The following is a 15362-nucleotide window of genomic DNA, read 5'->3' on the forward strand; positions in this document are numbered from 1 at the left end:
TCTGCGGGGTCAGGACAACCGGGGGACGTCCTTGGGCTTCAGGTGGCCCTCGGCGAGCAGCCAGCGCAGGGTGTCGGCCACGGTCTCGGCCGCCGGTCGCAGGGTCACGTCGAGGGCGGCGAGGGTGGCCGAGTCGTCCGTCGGCACCCCCTTGGTGAGGAAGACCATGCCCTCGTAGGTGATGCTCAGGTTGGCGGGGATCACCCGCATCAGCAGGTCGTTGAACCGGCCCACGGTGCGCAGCAGGCGCGGCGGCGACGGGATGCGCCGGCAGCGGCCGCACACCTCGACCATCAGGTCGGCCAGCGCCTCGGTGGTGAAGAAGTGGCCGCCGAGGAGGAACCGGCGGGGACCCTGCCCGGGCTCGACGGCGCGGGTGATGACCGTGGCGAGGTCGCGGACGTCGAGCACGGTCATGCCGCCCGTGGTCATCGGCAGGCCGCTGCGCACCAGGGTGCCGGCGGCCCGCACCTGCTCGGTGAGGGTCGGGTCGTCCGGGCCCCAGATCCCGCCCGGGTAGACGATGGTGACCGGGGCGCCGTCCTCCTGGAGCCCTCGGGCCACCTGCTCGGCGCCGACCTTCGAACGGCCGTACGCGCTGGTCGGCGCCGCCATCGGGGTGTCGAGATCGATCACGGGCCCCGGCGGCGGGAACAGCGAGGCCACGCTCGAGACGTGGACGATGGGGTCGGCGCCCGCTGCGGCCGCGGCCGCGAGCACGTTGCGCGCCGCCTCGGGGTTGGTGCGCAGGACCTCCTCGGCCCGACGCCGCTCGTTCGTGACGATCGCGGCGGCGTGGACCACGGCGTCGCAGCCGTCGAGGGCCCGCTCGATCGATGCCGGGTCGAGCACGTCGCCCACCACCCGGTCGGGGCCCGGAGCGCCGAGCGCGCCGAACACCCGGTCGACCTTGGCGGGGTCGCGCACGAGCAACCGCACGTCGTGGCCGGCGGCGCCCAGCGCCGCCGCCGCGTGGCTGCCCGCGAACCCCGTCCCCCCCGTCACCAGAACGCGCACCGCCCCATGATGACGCGGAGACGACGCGGAGGTCGTTCTCATGGGGTTCTCAGCTTCGGGCGCGATGCTTGGCCCGTGCCGGAGCGAGGGGTGCGGGTCTTGGTGGTGGACGACGACGCCGGCGTCCGCCAGGCCATCCGCCGCGCGCTCCTGCTCGAGGGCCACGAGGTGGCGCTGGCCGAGGACGGGGTGGAGGCGCTGCGCTCCGTCGCGGAGGCGCCGCCCGACGCGATCGTCCTCGACGTGATGATGCCCCGCCTCGACGGGATCGAGGTGTGCCGCACGCTCCGGGAGCGGGGCGACCGCACACCGGTGCTCGTGCTCACCGCCAAGCACCGCCTCAGCGAACGGGTCGCCGGCCTCGACGCCGGCGCCGACGACTACCTGGTCAAGCCCTTCGCCCTCGAGGAGCTGCTGGCCCGCCTGCGGGCCCTGCTCCGTCGGGCCGCGCCGGCGGAGGACGGTTCCCCGCACACCCTCGCCGACCTCACCCTCGACCCCACCAGCCGCATCGTCCGCCGCGGGGAGCGGGAGGTGGCGCTCACCCGCACCGAGTTCTCGCTGCTCGAGCTGCTGGTGGCCAACGCCGGCCAGGTGCTCACCCGGGAGCTGATCATGGACCGCATCTGGGGGTATGACTTCGCCACGTCGTCGAACTCGCTCGACGTGTACATCGGGTACCTGCGGCGCAAGACCGAGGCGGAGGGCGAGCCCCGCCTCATCCAGACGGTGCGGGGCGTGGGCTACGTGGCCCGCACCTCGTGACCGGCACCGGCGGCCGCCCGTGAACCTCCGCACCCGCCTGACCGTCCTCGTGGCGGTGGCCGTGGGCTGCTCGGTGGTGCTCGTGGCCGTGGTGGCCACCCTCACCACCCGCAACGAGCTGCGCAACGGGGTGGACGAGGCCCTCCAGCAACGGGCCCTGGCCGTGGCCGACCCCCGTCGCGGCGGACCCGGGCCCCCGCGTGACCCCCTGGGTGCCGGCGACACCTCCACGCGCATCTTCGACGAGGAGGGCAACGTGGTCGACGGCGTCGAGGTCACCCCCGGCACCGGCCTCACCGAGCGCGACCTGGACGTGGCTGCCGGCATCGAGGAGGCGTACTTCCGCGACGCGGAGATCAACGGCGACCACGTGCGCATCCTCACCGTCTCCCTGCGTGACGGCCGGGCCGTCCAGCTCGCCCGGTCGGTCACCGGCCTCGACGACACCATCGCCCGGCTCACCCTGATCTACCTGCTCCTCGGTGCCGTCGGGGTCGCCGGCGCGGGGCTCGTCGGCTGGGCGGTCGCCCGCCGCTCCCTGCGCCCGGTGGACGACCTCGCCGCCGCGGTCGATCGGGTCGCCACCGACCGCGACCTCAGCTCGGAGATCGAGGTCGAGCGCCACGACGAGGTCGGCAACCTCGCGGAGCGCTTCAACGAGATGCTCCGGGCGCTGCGCGCGTCCCGCCAGCAGCAGCACCAGCTCATCAGTGACGCCAGCCACGAGTTGCGCACGCCGCTGACCAGCCTGCGGACCAACGTGGACCTGCTCGACCGCCTCGACGAGCTGCCCCCCGAGGACCGAGCCGAGCTGCTCGTCGACCTGAAGGCAGAGATGGGTGAGCTGAGCGCCCTCGTGACCGAGCTCGTGGACCTGGCCACCGAGGAGGGCCAGGCGGTCGAGCCGATCGAGCCGGTGCGCCTCGACGCCCTCGTCGAGCGCCTCGCCCGACGCACCGAGCGCCGCACCGGCCACGCCGTGCGCTGTGACCTCGCCCCCACCACCGTGGACGGCCGGCCCAGTCGACTCGAGCGGGCCGTGGGCAACCTCCTCGACAACGCCGCGAAGTGGAGCCCACCCGGCGGCACCATCGATGTGCGCCTCGCCGACGGCGCGCTGGTGGTGAGCGACGAGGGCCCCGGCATCGACGAGGCCGACCTGGCCCGGGTGTTCGACCGCTTCTACCGGGCGGACGCCGCCCGCAGCCGGCCGGGCTCGGGCCTCGGCCTCGCCATCGTGCGCCAGATCGTGGAGGACCACGGCGGCCGGGTCATCGCCGGCCGGGCCCCGAGTGGAGGGGCGGCGGTGGGCTTCCGCCTACCCGTCCACTGAGACCCGACCGGCACCACGTCAGTTCGAGCCGTCGCCGCCGTCGGCCTCGGTGGTGTCGGTGGTGTCGTCGCCCGAGTCGCTGTCGTCACTGCTCCGGTCGTCCCCCTGCTCCGAGGAGTCGTCACCGCGCTCGTCCTGGAACTGCTCGGGCGGGCCGAACTGGGGGCCGCCACCCTGACCGAAGCCGGGACCGCTCTGGCCCGGGCCCATCTGGCCCGGGCCCATCTGGCCCGGGCCCCTCTGACCGGGACCCATCGGGCCCTGGTCAGGACCGAAGTGGGCCTCCATCCGACCGCGACCGCCGTCGTGGCCGTCATCGCTCGCCTTGGTGCCCACGAAGGTGAGCAGGCTGCCGAGCAGCAGGAAGCCGAGGGCGCCGAGGGCCAGCCACCACCACGCGAGGGTCACGAGGCCGCCTCGGTGACCGGCCGGCCCAGCCGCCGCGGGCGCCGCCGCCGCTGCCGGCGGGGGCGGAGGCGGTGCGGACTCGGCGGCATCGGCCGCGGCGGCGGGGGCGCCGGCCACGGGCTCCATCGGTTCGGTGGGGTCGACAGGGTTGCTCATGGCCCGGAGTCAAGCGGGTCCTCCTGAGAAAACGCTGAGAACGCGGGCACTACCCTGCGCGGCCGTGCCCGACGCCACCGCCGCCCTGCTCGAACGCTGCCGACGGGAGATCGACGAGGGCCTGCTCCCGGCGTGCCAGGTGGCGGTGGCCCAGCATGGCGAGCTCGTCCTCCACGAGGCCTTCGGCGACGCCACCGCCGACAGCCGCTTCCTCATCTTCTCCAGCACCAAGCCCGTGGTGGCGGCGGCCGTGTGGCAGTTGCTGGCCGAGGGCCGCCTCGACGTGACGCAGCGGGTGGTCGAGCTCATCCCCGAGTTCGCCACCAACGGCAAGGACGTGGTGACCGTGGAACAGGTGCTCCTCCACACGAGCGGGTTCCCGTACGCGCCGCTGGGGCCACCCGACTGGGCCGATCGCGAGGCACGTCTCGCCGCGTTCTCGAACTGGCGGCTCAACTGGGAGCCCGGCACCCGCTTCGAGTACCACGCCACCTCGGCCCATTGGGTGCTGGCCGAGATCATCGAGCGCCTCGACGGCGAGGACTTCCGCGCGGCGGTGCACCGCCGGGTGATCGAGCCCCTGGGCCTCGAGCAGTTCCGCCTCGGCGTTCCCCCCGAGGACCAGGGGAACGTGAAACGGGTGGTCAAGGTGGGCGAGCCTCCCACCATGGAAGAGGTGGAGCAGGTGACGGGCATCGCCGGCGCCACGCTCGACGCGCTCACGGGCGGCCTGACCGACGACATGTTCGTCACCCTGTCCAGCCCGGAGAACGTGGCGGTCGGCGTCCCCGGTGGTGGTGCGGTGTCCACCGCCGCCGACGTGGCCCGCTTCTACCAGGCGTTGCTCGCGAACCCTGGCGAGCGGTGGGACCCGGCCCTGCTGGCCGACGTCACCAGCAACGTCCGCAACACCTTCCCCGACCCCATGACCGGGGTGGCCGCCAACCGCACCATCGGCCTGGTGGTGGCGGGCGACGACGGCAAGGCCTCGATGCGTGGGATGGGGCGCACCCTCTCGCCGGCGGCCTTCGGGCACAACGGTGCAGGTGGCCAGGTGGCGTGGGCGGACCCGGCCACGGGCCTGTCGTTCTGCTACCTCACCAACGGCATCGACGCCCACCTGTTCCGCCAGTGGCGGCGGGGCCCCAGCATCAGCAACCGGGCCACGGCCTGCGCCAGGTGACACCATGGTCGCCCCGGGGGGCGGGGGCCGTGCCCCTCGGGCGCACAGACGAACGACGAGGAGCGGGGACATGAACCGACTGGCACCCATCGACGCCGCGTTCTTGTACATGGAGACGCCCAGCAGCCACATGCACGTGACGGGCGTGATCATCGTCGACCCGTCGACCATGCACGGCGGCTACTCGTTCGAGGCCATCCGGGAGATGCTCGCCTCTCGCATCCACCTCCTCCCGCCGTACCGGCGGCGCCTGCTCACCGTCCCGTTCCACCTGAACGACCCGGTGTTCATCGAGGACCCCGACTTCGACATCACCAACCACGTCCACCGCATGGCCGTCCCGCCCCCGGGCGGCCGTGAGGAGCTCGCCGACATCATCGGCGACGTGGCCGGCCGGGCCCTCGACCGGGGCAAGCCCCTCTGGGAGACCATCGTCGTCGAGGGCGCCGCCGACGGGACCGTGGCCCTGATCTGCAAGGTCCACCATGCCTGCATCGACGGCGTCACGGGCGCCGACCTGATGAGCCAGCTCTTCGACCTCGAGCCTGACGCCCCCGAGCCGCCACCGCCCGTCGAGGAGTGGAAGCCCGACCGCATCCCCTCCGATCTCGAGCTGCTCGCCGAAGCGGGACGCGACCGCCTCATCGACCCGCTCCGCGGGCTGCGGGGCCTCGGCCGCCTCGGCTCGACCGTGGTGCGCACGGCCACCTCCGCCATCGGCCGCGACGACGGCGAGCGGGCGCCGGCCCTGCCCTTCACCGCCCCCAAGACCAAGTTCACCGGAGCGCTCACCCCCCACCGCTCGGTGGCCTTCGGCCAGGCCGACTTCGACGACCTGCACGTCGTGAAGAAGACCTTCGACGTCAAGATCAACGACGTGGTGCTGGCCGCCTGCACCATCGCCCTGCGCCGCTACCTGCAAGACCACGACGACCTGCCCGACAAGCCGCTCGTCTCCATGGAGCCGGTGTCGGTCCACGGCGAGGGCACCCAGGAGGGCACCAACCAGGTGTCGAGCATGGCCGTGCGCCTCCCGGTGCAGCTCGAGGACCCCGTCGACCAGCTCCTCGAGATCCGCGAGGACACCACGGCGGCCAAGGAGATGCACAACGCCATCGGGGCCGACGTCCTGCGGGACCTCACGCAGTTCGCTCCCCCGGTGCTGTTCAACCGGGCCATGCGCCTGTACTCGAGCATGGGACTGGCCAGCCACCACCGGCCGGTGCAGAACCTCGTCATCTCGAACGTCCCGGGCCCGCCCATCCCGCTCTACTGCGCCGGCGCCCGCGTCGTCGCGGTCTACCCGTTCGGCCCCCTCATCGAGGGCGCCGGCCTCAACATCACCGTGCTGTCGAACATGGGCAACATGGACTTCGGCGTCATCGGCTGCACCGAGACCGCGCCCGACCTCTGGTCGCTCGCCGACGGCTTCGGCCAGGCGGTGAAGGACCTGCGGGCGGCCGCGGACGCGGTGCTGGCCGAGCGCGAGGCGGAGGCCGCGGCCGCCCTCGACCCGCCCCCACCGCCCGCGAAGAAGCGCGCCCCCCGCAAGAAGGCCACCGCCAAGAAGGCGGCGCCGAAGGATTGAACGCGGTCAGGCGCCGCCGGCCACCGCCTTGGCCCAGCGGTAGTCGGCCTTTCCCACGGGCGAACGCACGACCTCGTCGACCAGGGTGACGGCCCGGGGCACCTTGTAGCCGGCCAGGTGGGCCTTGCAGTGCTGCACGAGGGTCTCGGTGTCGGGCGCCGCCCCCGGCGCCGCCTGTACGACCGCGGCCACGGTCTGACCCCAGCGCTCGTCCTCGACGCCCACCACCACCGCGTCGTAGACGTCGTCGTGCGCCTTGAGCACCGCCTCGACCTCCTCGGGGTACACCTTCTCCCCGCCGGTGTTGATGCACACCGATCCACGGCCCAGCAGGACGATGGTGCCGTCGGCCTCGACCCGGGCCATGTCCCCGGTCACCACCCAGCGGTGGCCGCCGGCCTCGACGAAGGTCTGGGCGGTCTTCTCGGGGTCCTTGTGGTAGCCGAGGGGGATGTGGCCGCGCAGCGCCACCCGGCCGGTGACCCCTGAGCCCGGCTCGACCGGTCGCAGCTCGTCGTCGAGCACCAGGGTGTTGTCATCGAGCGGGTTGAACTTGGGCGGGCCGTCGTCGGGGTCGTCGGCGCTGAGGCCCTGCCGGGCCCCCTGTGCACCGGTCTCGGACGAGCCGAAGCCGTCGTTGATGACGCAGTTGGGGAAGGTCGCGGCGAGGCGGCGGCGCAGTGCCGGCGTGAGCGGAGCGCCACCCGAGCCGATGGCCATGAGGGACGAGGTGTCGTAGGTGTCGGCGCCCCCGCCGGCCTCCCACGCGTCGAGGAGGGGACGGGCCACGGCGTCGCCCACCACCACCAGGAGGTTGACGCCCTCGTCGCCCACGGCGCGCCAGATGGCGTCCGGGTCGAGCGAGCCGGGCATCAGGATGACCTTGCCGCCGGCGTAGAGCCACGACATCGACGTCCACTGCGCCGCCGCGTGCATCAGCGGCGCCACCGGGAGGAAGGTGAAGGGGGTGTCGGTGTCCTGTACCCGGGCCAACAACTCCTCGGGGCGCTCGACGGTGCCCTCGTAGCGGGTGGGGTCGCCGCCGCCGATGCAGGCGAAGAACGCGTCCTCCTGACGCCAGACCACGCCCTTGGGCATCCCCGTGGTGCCGCCCGTGTAGAGCACGTAGTGGTCGTCGCCGCTGCGCTCGGGGAAGCCGCCCTCCGGCGACGACGCGTCCAGCACCGCCTCGTAGTCCTCGGCGCCCACTGCGGCGAGCGCCGCGTCCACGCCCTCGGTGCCGTCGGCCACCGACAGGTAGGTCCGCAGGCCGGGCAGGCCCGGTGCCACCTCGGCCACCCGGTCGGCGAATTCGGCGTGGTGCACGACGGCGACCAGGTCGGCGTCGTCGAAGAGGTAGGCCAGCTCGTCGGCGACGTAGCGGTAGTTCACGTTGATGGGGACGGCCCGGATCTTGAAGGCGGCGAGGAAGGCCTCGACGTACTCCGAGCCGTTGCGTAGATAGCAGCCCACGTGGTCGCCGGGCCCGACGCCCCGCTCGACGAGCGCGTGGGCGAGCCGGTTGGCCCGGGCCTCGAGCTCGCCGTAGGTGAGGCGCCGGCCGTTCGGACCGCCGACCACGACGAGGGCCTCGCGATGGGGCACGACGCCGGCGGCGCACTCCCAGATGTCGGCCAGGTTGAAGTGCCGGGGCGGCGCATGACTGGTCACGGGCGCACCCTAGCGACCACCATGGAGGCGTTGTGTCTGTGCTTCGCGCCCGGGCGGTGCCGCTCCTCGTCGTCCTCGCCTCACTGATCGTGACGGTGCTCGGGCCCCTCGCCGCCGACGCCCAGCCCGCACCCACCAGCACCTCGACGAGCACTTCGACCACGGTGGCGGCTCCGGAGGCCGGCGGCGCCCAGCACCCCCACGAGGAGACCGCGCCGGCCGAGTTGGGCATCACCAGCACCGAGGTGGGCCCCGCCGAGGCGGACGAGTCGGCATCGGCGGTCCCCTATCTCGGCACCTATGAGGTGTGGTGCACCCAGTCGAACCCCTCGCCGGGGATCTGCGGCGGCCACCACGGCTACCCGGCCATCGACATCGGCATGCCCGTGGGCTCCACCGTCAACGCCAGCGGCCCGGGTGTCGTCCAGGAGGCCCGGCGAACCGACAGCGACGCCCGCGGCCTCTACGTCACCGTGCGCCACCCGGACGGCATCTACTCCCGCTACCTCCACCTGTCGTCGGTCGCGGTGAACGTGGGCCAGACCGTCGAACGCGGCGCCGTCCTGGGCCGCTCGGGCAACACGGGCTCGTCCAACTCACCGCACCTGCACTACGACGAGCAGCGTCCTCTCGGCACCTCCAAGGACCTCGGCCCGATGATCGGCTGGGTGGGCACCGAGGAGGTCCGCTACCCCGGCGCCTTCGGGTACACGAGCTGGCGCTCGGTCCCGTTCGGGACGGACATGCGCAATGACAGCTTCGCGTCACCCGTGCCCCCCACCCCGCGCCAGTGGGGCGGGCCCGCGGTGGCCACGGGCGACTTCGACGGCGACGGCTTCGACGACCTCGCCGCCGGCGTGCCCGGCAAGGACACCGGACGCGCCACGAACGCCGGTGCGGTCGTCGTGGCCCTCGGCTCGGCCGACGGTGTGGTCACGGCAGGGAGCCGCCAGCTGGTCCCCGGAATGGGCGGTCTCGTGGGCACCGCCGAGTCGGACGACCGCTTCGGTGCCGCCGTGACGACGGGCGACTTCAACGGTGACGGCTTCGACGATCTCGCCGTCGGCGTGCCGGGCGAGGACACGAGCGGCGGCGTCGACGCCGGCGCGGTCATCGTGATCCCCGGGAGCGCGTCCGGGCTGGTGCCGTCGGCCGCGCGGCAGCGATGGAGCGGCAGCGGCCTCCCCGGCACCTCTCGGGGCGGCGACCAGATGGGGGCTTCGCTGACCAGCGGCGACTTCGACGGCGACCGCTACGACGACCTCGCCGTCGGCGCCCCGGGAGACGACACCGGCGCCACCGATGCGGGTGTCGTCGCCGTCGTCCGCGGCTCGGCCACCGGGCTCACCAACGCGGGCGCGCAGGAGCTCGTGGCCGGCCGTGACGGCTTGGCCGGCCGCAGCCAGGGCGGCGACCTCCTCGGCGCCGCGGTCGTCGCCGGCGACCTCGACGGGCACGGCCACGACGACCTCGCCATCGGCGTGCCGGGCCAGGACATCGGCCAGGCCACGAACGCCGGCGAGGTCCTCGTGGTGGGCGGGTCCGCCACGGGCCTCGACCGCGCCGCCAGCCGCCTGGTGCGCGCGGGCAAGGCCGGAATCGCCGGCCGCTCCGAGCGCGACGACGTCCTCGGCACCGCGCTCGCCATCGGCGACCTCGACGGAGCCGGCGTCGCCGACCTCGTGATCGGTGTCCCCGGCGAGGATGCCGGGGCCGTGAACGACGGCGCCCTCCTCGTGGTGCCCGGCTCCGAGACGGGGCTGGCCGCGGCGGAGTCCCGTCAGTTCTGGTCCGGGAGCCGCGGGAGCGCCGGCGCTCCGCGCGCCAACGACCTCTTGGGCGCCTCGGTCGCCGTCGGCGACGTCGACGGGGACGGCCGGGCCGAGATCCTCGCGGGCATCCCCGGCAAGGACGTGGGCTCGGTGCGCGATGCCGGATCGGTGCTGGTGGTCGGCACCACGCCCAGCGTGCTCAGCTCGGGCCTGCCCGAGATCGCCGGCGCGGCCAAGCCCGCGGCGCGCCTCGGTCGGTCCGTTGCCACCGGGGACGTCAACGGCGACGGCGTCGCCGACCTGGTGGCCACCGCCCCGACCGAGCGTGCCTTGGGCGCCGCGGCCACCGGGGTCATCACGGTCGTCCCCGGGTCCGCCACCGCGCCGGTCGGGCGCTCCGGCCTCACCGAAGGGGGCAGCGTCCGCCTGGTCCGGGGCGCTGGTGGCCTGGCCGGCGTGGCCAAGGTCGACGACCACTTCGGCGGCCTGCTGCCCCCCTACCTGTTCTGATCGCGTCGTCGCCTGGCCCGGCACTGGCGCTGGGCACGCTCGGCGAAGGGCCAGGCTCCGTGCATCGTCGAGGCCCGCTCGTCCCTCGCTCGCCGAGCCAGGTCGCTCAGTCGGCGTAGGTGGCGCGGAGCTCGTGCTTGACCACCTTGCCCGTCGGGTTGCGGGGCAGGGCGTCGACGATCTCGAGCTGCTCGGGCACCTTTTGGATCATCAGGCCCTCGCCCGTGAGGTGGTCGCGCATCTCGTCGGAGGTGAGCGGCTCGCCGACGTCGTTGAGCACCACGACCGCGCAGGCCCGCTCACCTGAGGCCGCGTCGGGCAGGCCGATCACCGCGACGTCGGCCACCTTCGGATGGGTGAAGAGCAGGTCCTCCACCTCCTTGGCCGAGATGTTCTCGCCCTTTCGGATGATGATGTCCTTGAGGCGTCCGGTGATGGTGACGTAGCCGTCCTCGTCCTGCTCGCCGAGGTCCCCCGTGCGGAAGTAGCCGTCCTCGTCGAAGGCGTCCTCGTCCAGAGCGGCGTCGAGGTAGCCCTTCATCAGCTGCGGCGCCTTAGCCCGGATCTCGCCCTCCTCGTTCGGGCCGGCGATGCGCCCGTCGAGGGTGACGATGCGCAGGTCGACGCCGGGCATGGGCCGCCCTTCGGTGTCGGACTTCTTCTGGTCGGGGTCGCCGACCGCCACGAGGGTGAGGATGGGGGCCTCGGTGAGCCCGTAGCCCGACAGGATGCCGACCCCGCCCATCTCGGCCTTCACGTCGTCGTGGAGGCCCTTGGGCTTGGGGGCGCCGCCACCGGGCAGCGCTCGGACGTCCGGGAACAGCGGCGTGTCGGGGTTGGCCCGCTGGGCGGCGAGGTAGGCCATGTGGAACGGGGTGCCCGCGCCGGCGAGGGTCACCCCCTCCTGCCCGAGGACGCCGATGGTGGTCGACGGATCGAAGGCCTCGACCAGGATGCTGGCGCTGCCGAACATCAGGCCCGTGAGCAGCCAGGTGATGCCCCCGATGTGGGTGAAGGGGAACACCATGGCGCCCCGGTCCGCCTCGGTCACCTCGTACCGCTCGCCCATGCCCCGGGCGATGGCGGCGATGGTGGCGTCGGTGTGGCGGGCGCCCTTGGGGTCGGCCGTGGTGCCCGAGGTGTAGAAGAGCCAGCGCACCGGGAGGTCGTCGGGGTCGTCCGGGGTGGGCGGCGCCGGCGGGAGGGTGGCGGGGTCGCCCGCGGGCAGGGTGCGGTCGCACACCAGCACTTCGAGGCCGTCGACCTCGCCGGCGATCTCGCGGGCCATGGCCTCGAAGTCGAAGCCCTTCCACGTCGAGGGCACCACCAGCAGCTTGGTGCCCGCCTGGCGGGCGACGAAGCCGACCTCGCGCTTGCGGTAGATGGGCAGGATCGGGTTCTGGGTGATCCCGAGGCGGGCCAGCGCGCCGACCAGCACGAGCGACTCGATCCAGGTCGGCAGCTGCCACGACACCACGTCGCCCTCGGCCAGGCCCATGGCGGCGAGACCCGCCGCGGCCGTCTCGACGTCGGCGGCGTACCCGGCGAACGTGAGGCGCCGGCCGTCCTCGTCGACGGCCATCTCCGCGTCGGGCGTCTCGGCCGCCCGCCGCTCGATGAGCTCCCAGAGGGTCCGTCCTTCGAGCATGGGTTCTCCTGTGGTTCCTATGGCGGGCCTACCGGGCGAAGGCGGTGCGGGGCCGCAGCACCTGGCCCGGAAGGCCGGCGCCCTCGACCAGCGCCCCGTCGCGCACGATGGGCACACCGTTGACGATGGTGGCGTGCACGCCCGTGGGCCGGGAGGTGAAGCGGCCCTCCCCGTTGGGGAAGTCGTGCACGAACTCCTTGCGGTCCGGGCTGATGGTGTCCGGGTCGAACACCATCAGGTCGGCGGCGAAGTGCGGTCGCACCATGCCGCGGTCGGCGAAGCCCAACAGCGCCGCCGGCCACTGGGTGAGCTGGCGGATGCCCTCCTCGAGGGTCCAGGCCCCCCACTCGCGGACCCAGTAGCGCAGGAAGTAGCTGGTCCACTCGGCGCCGTCGTCGCGATCGAGGTGGGCGCCGCCGTCGGACGTCCCGAGCAGCATGTGCGGGTCCAGTTGCGCGAGGCGGGTGCCCTCACGCCACTCCGGCGACTCGGTGCGCCAGACGAACTCGGTGGCGAGGTCGTCGGCGAGGGCGATCTCGGCGAGGACGTCCTCCTCCACGGCGCGCTCCCCCCCGACCCCCCGCTCGGCGGCGATCTCGCGGATCGAGCGGCCGACGAAGGCCTCGTTCTCGGGCCGGGCCACCTGGTTGACCACGAGGTTGTCCCAGTGGGGCGGCGGGAGGGTCGGCCCCTTGTCGGGGTCCTTGTTCGGGTGGTCCACCGAGCCACGGATCGCGGCCCGGAAGGACTCGTCGCGGAGCATGGCGGCCCGCTCCTCGACGGTCTCGGCCTCGGTGAACAGGCGGTTCAACTCGAGCACGCCCTGGTACAGGCTGGTGCCGCCGGCCAGGGTGAAGGTGCGGTCGAAGGGCTTGGCCATCAGCAGCGAGTACACGGCGGCACCGCGCTCGGTGGCGCCGTCGACGAAGCGCTTGGCGCTGTCCCACCCGGCGGTGGGGGCGTCGACCTTGGAACGGGCGCCCAGGCCCTGGATGATCACCGGCATGCGGCTCAGCAGGCTCAGGCGGATGAGCTGCTCCTCGCCCGCGTCGTCGAGGCCCCCGATGGACCCGAACGGCAGGTAGGCGATGGTGCCCCCGTTGTGACGGCCCGCCTCGGCGACCAGCGCCTCGAGCTCGGCGTCGCCGGCGAGGCGGCTGGGCACGGGGCGGTCGTGGGAGTCGAAGTGCGTCGGTGCGTGCGACGACGAGAAACCGGCGGCGCCGGCCTCCATCGCCTCGCCCACGATGCGCACCATGGCCGCGACCTCGTCCTCGGTGGCTTCGCGCTCCTGGGCGGCGTCGCCCATGACGAAGCGGCGCACGGCCGAGTGGCCGACGTAGCAGGCCAGGTTCACCCCGAGGCGGCCCTCGCGGGCGGCGAGGTACTCGGGGAAGGTCTCGAAGTCCCACGGCAGCCCCTCGAGGGCCTTGGGGGACATGCCCTCGACCCGGGCGAACATCTGGGTGATGAACGGACGGTCGTCGACCCGGGTGGGGGCGATGGAGAACCCGCAGTTGCCGGCGAGCACGGTGGTGACCCCGTGGAAGCACGAGGAGGTGGCGTACGGGTCGAAGGTGAGCTGCGGGTCGTAGTGGGTGTGGGCGTCGACGATGCCCGGTGCCACGACCAGGCCCTCGGCGTCGACCACCTCGGCGGCGTCTCCGGCATCGACGAAGCCGACCTCGACGATGCGGCCGTCCTTGACGCCCACGTCGGCGCGGCGGCGGGGCAGGCCCGAGCCGTCGACCACGGTGCCGCCCATGACCGCGAGGTCGAGCGGGGTGTCGCTGCTCATGACGACCACACCACGGACTGGAGCTCGCTGTAGGCGTGCAGGCCGAACGAGCCCCCGTCACGGCCGACCCCGCTCTGCTTGAAGCCACCGAAGGGTGCCTCGTGGTTGCGCTGGAGCGTGTTGATGCCCACGTTGCCGCTGCGCAGCTGCCCGGCGACGTTGAAGGCCCGGTTGGCGTCCCCGCTCCACACGTAGTCGTAGAGCCCGAAGGCCGTGGCGTTGGCGAGGGCCACGGCCTCGTCCTCGTCGTCGAAGGGCACCACCACCACGACAGGCCCGAAGGCCTCCTCCTGGGTGACGGCCATGTCGACGGTGGCGTCGGCCAGCAGCGTGGGGGCGACGTACCAGCCGGTGTCGGGCACGGCGGCCTCGCCGCCGGCCACCAGCGTGGCGCCGGCCGCGGTGCCGGACTCGATGAAGCCCCGCACCCGGTCGCGGTGCACCTCGGTGATCAGCGGGCCCACGATGGTGTCCGCATCGAGCGGGTCACCCACCTTCAGGTAGCCGGCGAAGGCGCCGAGGCGCTCGACCACCTGGTCGTAGACGCCCCGCTGGGCGAGCACCCGCGTCGGCGCCGTGCAGATCTGACCCGAGTGGAAGGCCCAGGTGCTGCCCGTGCCGGACACCGCGGCGTCGAGGTCGGCGTCGTCGAAGATGATGCTGGCACCCTTGCCGCCGAGCTCGAGCAGCAGGCGCTTCATCTCCCCGCCGGCCACCGAGCCGATGTGGCGGCCCACCGCGGTGCTGCCGGTGAAGCTGATCATGTCGACCTCGGGAGCGGCCACGAGCGCCTCCGCGGCCACGGGGGTCGACGAGTTCACGAGGTTGACCACACCAGGCGGAAAGCCCGCCTCCTCCATGATGGCCATCAGCTCGATCACGGCGAGTGGGTCCTGGGGGGCGGGCTTCACCACCACGGTGTTGCCCATAGCCAGCGCCGGGCAGATCTTGCCCGCCATGTTGGTCAGGGGGAAGTTGTAGGAGGTGATCGCGGCCACCACACCGACCGGTTGGCGCACCGCCACGGCACTGATGAGGCCGCCGGGCGCGAGCGGCGTCGCCGCCTGCTGGCCCGGTGGGAGGGCGATGCGGGTGGGCTCGAGCGCCCCCTTGGCGTACCGGCGGAAGCGGGTGATGGCCTGGGGGATCTGGAGGGAATTGGTGACCGCGAGGGTGGCGCCGGTCTCGGCCTGGACCAGGGGCACGAGGTCGGCAATGCGGGCTTCGAGGAGATCGCCCACCTTGTCGAGCAGGGCGGCCCGCTCCTCGGGCGCCGTGCGCGACCAGGCCGGGAAGGCGTCCGCCGCCGCGGTTGCGGCCGCCCGGGCGTCCTCGGCGGTGGCCTCGGGGGCCACACCCACCACCTGCTCGGTGGCCGGGTTCACCACCTCGTAGCCGCCCCCTGAGCCCTCGACCCAGGAGCCACCGATGAGCAGGCCGCGCGTGCCGGAGGAGGTCGTCATCGCGCCGAAGGGTAACCGGTTCTAATTTCGGCCGCGAGGCGCAGGCCCCG

The 15362-nt window shown here is 73.3% G+C and carries 11 protein-coding genes; 5 read left to right on the forward strand and 6 right to left on the reverse strand.

The features are described 5' to 3' along the window. Positions 1 to 9 precede the first annotated feature (9 nt). The gene (locus JNK12_02845; protein MBL8774837.1) at positions 10 to 1017 is read right to left on the reverse strand and encodes an NAD-dependent epimerase/dehydratase family protein; all 1008 of its coding nucleotides are present in this window, start codon (positions 1015 to 1017) and stop codon (positions 10 to 12) included. Positions 1018 to 1026: 9 nt separating this feature from the next. Between JNK12_02845 and JNK12_02850 the strand changes: the two genes are divergently transcribed. Continuing rightward, complete coding sequence (locus tag JNK12_02850) at positions 1027 to 1782, forward strand: response regulator transcription factor (protein MBL8774838.1); 756 nt, start codon at positions 1027 to 1029, stop codon at positions 1780 to 1782. A gap of 19 nt (positions 1783 to 1801) precedes the next feature. Then, a complete protein-coding gene (locus JNK12_02855) occupies positions 1802 to 3115 on the forward strand; it encodes a HAMP domain-containing histidine kinase (protein ID MBL8774839.1) in 1314 nt (437 codons plus the stop codon). A gap of 18 nt (positions 3116 to 3133) precedes the next feature. Here the strand turns inward: JNK12_02855 and JNK12_02860 are convergent, their stop codons facing one another. Beyond that, positions 3134 to 3679 carry a hypothetical protein gene (locus tag JNK12_02860; GenBank protein ID MBL8774840.1) on the reverse strand — a complete coding sequence of 182 codons (546 nt, stop codon included), beginning with the start codon at positions 3677 to 3679 and terminating at the stop codon, positions 3134 to 3136. Positions 3680 to 3743: 64 nt separating this feature from the next. Here JNK12_02860 and JNK12_02865 point away from each other — a divergent pair, with 64 nt between their 5' ends. Next, positions 3744 to 4862, forward strand: coding sequence for a beta-lactamase family protein (locus JNK12_02865; GenBank protein ID MBL8774841.1), 1119 nt, complete (start codon positions 3744 to 3746; stop codon positions 4860 to 4862). Between the two features lie 70 nt (positions 4863 to 4932). Further along, positions 4933 to 6450, forward strand: a complete 1518-nt coding sequence (locus tag JNK12_02870) for a wax ester/triacylglycerol synthase family O-acyltransferase (GenBank protein MBL8774842.1) — start codon at positions 4933 to 4935, stop codon at positions 6448 to 6450. A 6-nt stretch (positions 6451 to 6456) separates the two neighbouring features. Here JNK12_02870 and JNK12_02875 read toward each other — a convergent pair whose 3' ends face one another. Then, positions 6457 to 8121, reverse strand: a complete 1665-nt coding sequence (locus JNK12_02875; protein MBL8774843.1) for an acyl-CoA synthetase — start codon at positions 8119 to 8121, stop codon at positions 6457 to 6459. A gap of 32 nt (positions 8122 to 8153) precedes the next feature. On the opposite strand from JNK12_02875, the gene JNK12_02880 reads away from it, so the two are divergent. Further along, positions 8154 to 10403 (forward strand): FG-GAP repeat protein, encoded by a 2250-nt coding sequence (locus JNK12_02880; GenBank protein MBL8774844.1) that lies wholly within the window; start codon positions 8154 to 8156, stop codon positions 10401 to 10403. Positions 10404 to 10509: 106 nt separating this feature from the next. Here the strand turns inward: JNK12_02880 and JNK12_02885 are convergent, their stop codons facing one another. From JNK12_02885 to JNK12_02895, 3 genes are read right to left on the reverse strand one after another with little or no spacing between them, the layout of a single operon-like run. Then, entirely contained in the window at positions 10510 to 12051 is a 1542-nt protein-coding gene (locus JNK12_02885) for an AMP-binding protein (protein MBL8774845.1), read from the reverse strand. A 28-nt stretch (positions 12052 to 12079) separates the two neighbouring features. After that, positions 12080 to 13849 (reverse strand): amidohydrolase family protein, encoded by a 1770-nt coding sequence (locus tag JNK12_02890; protein MBL8774846.1) that lies wholly within the window; start codon positions 13847 to 13849, stop codon positions 12080 to 12082. Continuing rightward, positions 13846 to 15312 (reverse strand): aldehyde dehydrogenase family protein, encoded by a 1467-nt coding sequence (locus JNK12_02895; protein MBL8774847.1) that lies wholly within the window; start codon positions 15310 to 15312, stop codon positions 13846 to 13848. Before JNK12_02895 ends, JNK12_02890 begins: the two co-directional genes overlap by 4 nt. Between the last annotated feature and the right edge of the window lie 50 nt (positions 15313 to 15362).

The sequence above is a fragment of the Acidimicrobiales bacterium genome, assembly GCA_016794585.1.
Lineage (GTDB): Bacteria > Actinomycetota > Acidimicrobiia > Acidimicrobiales > DATDAH01 > JAEUJM01.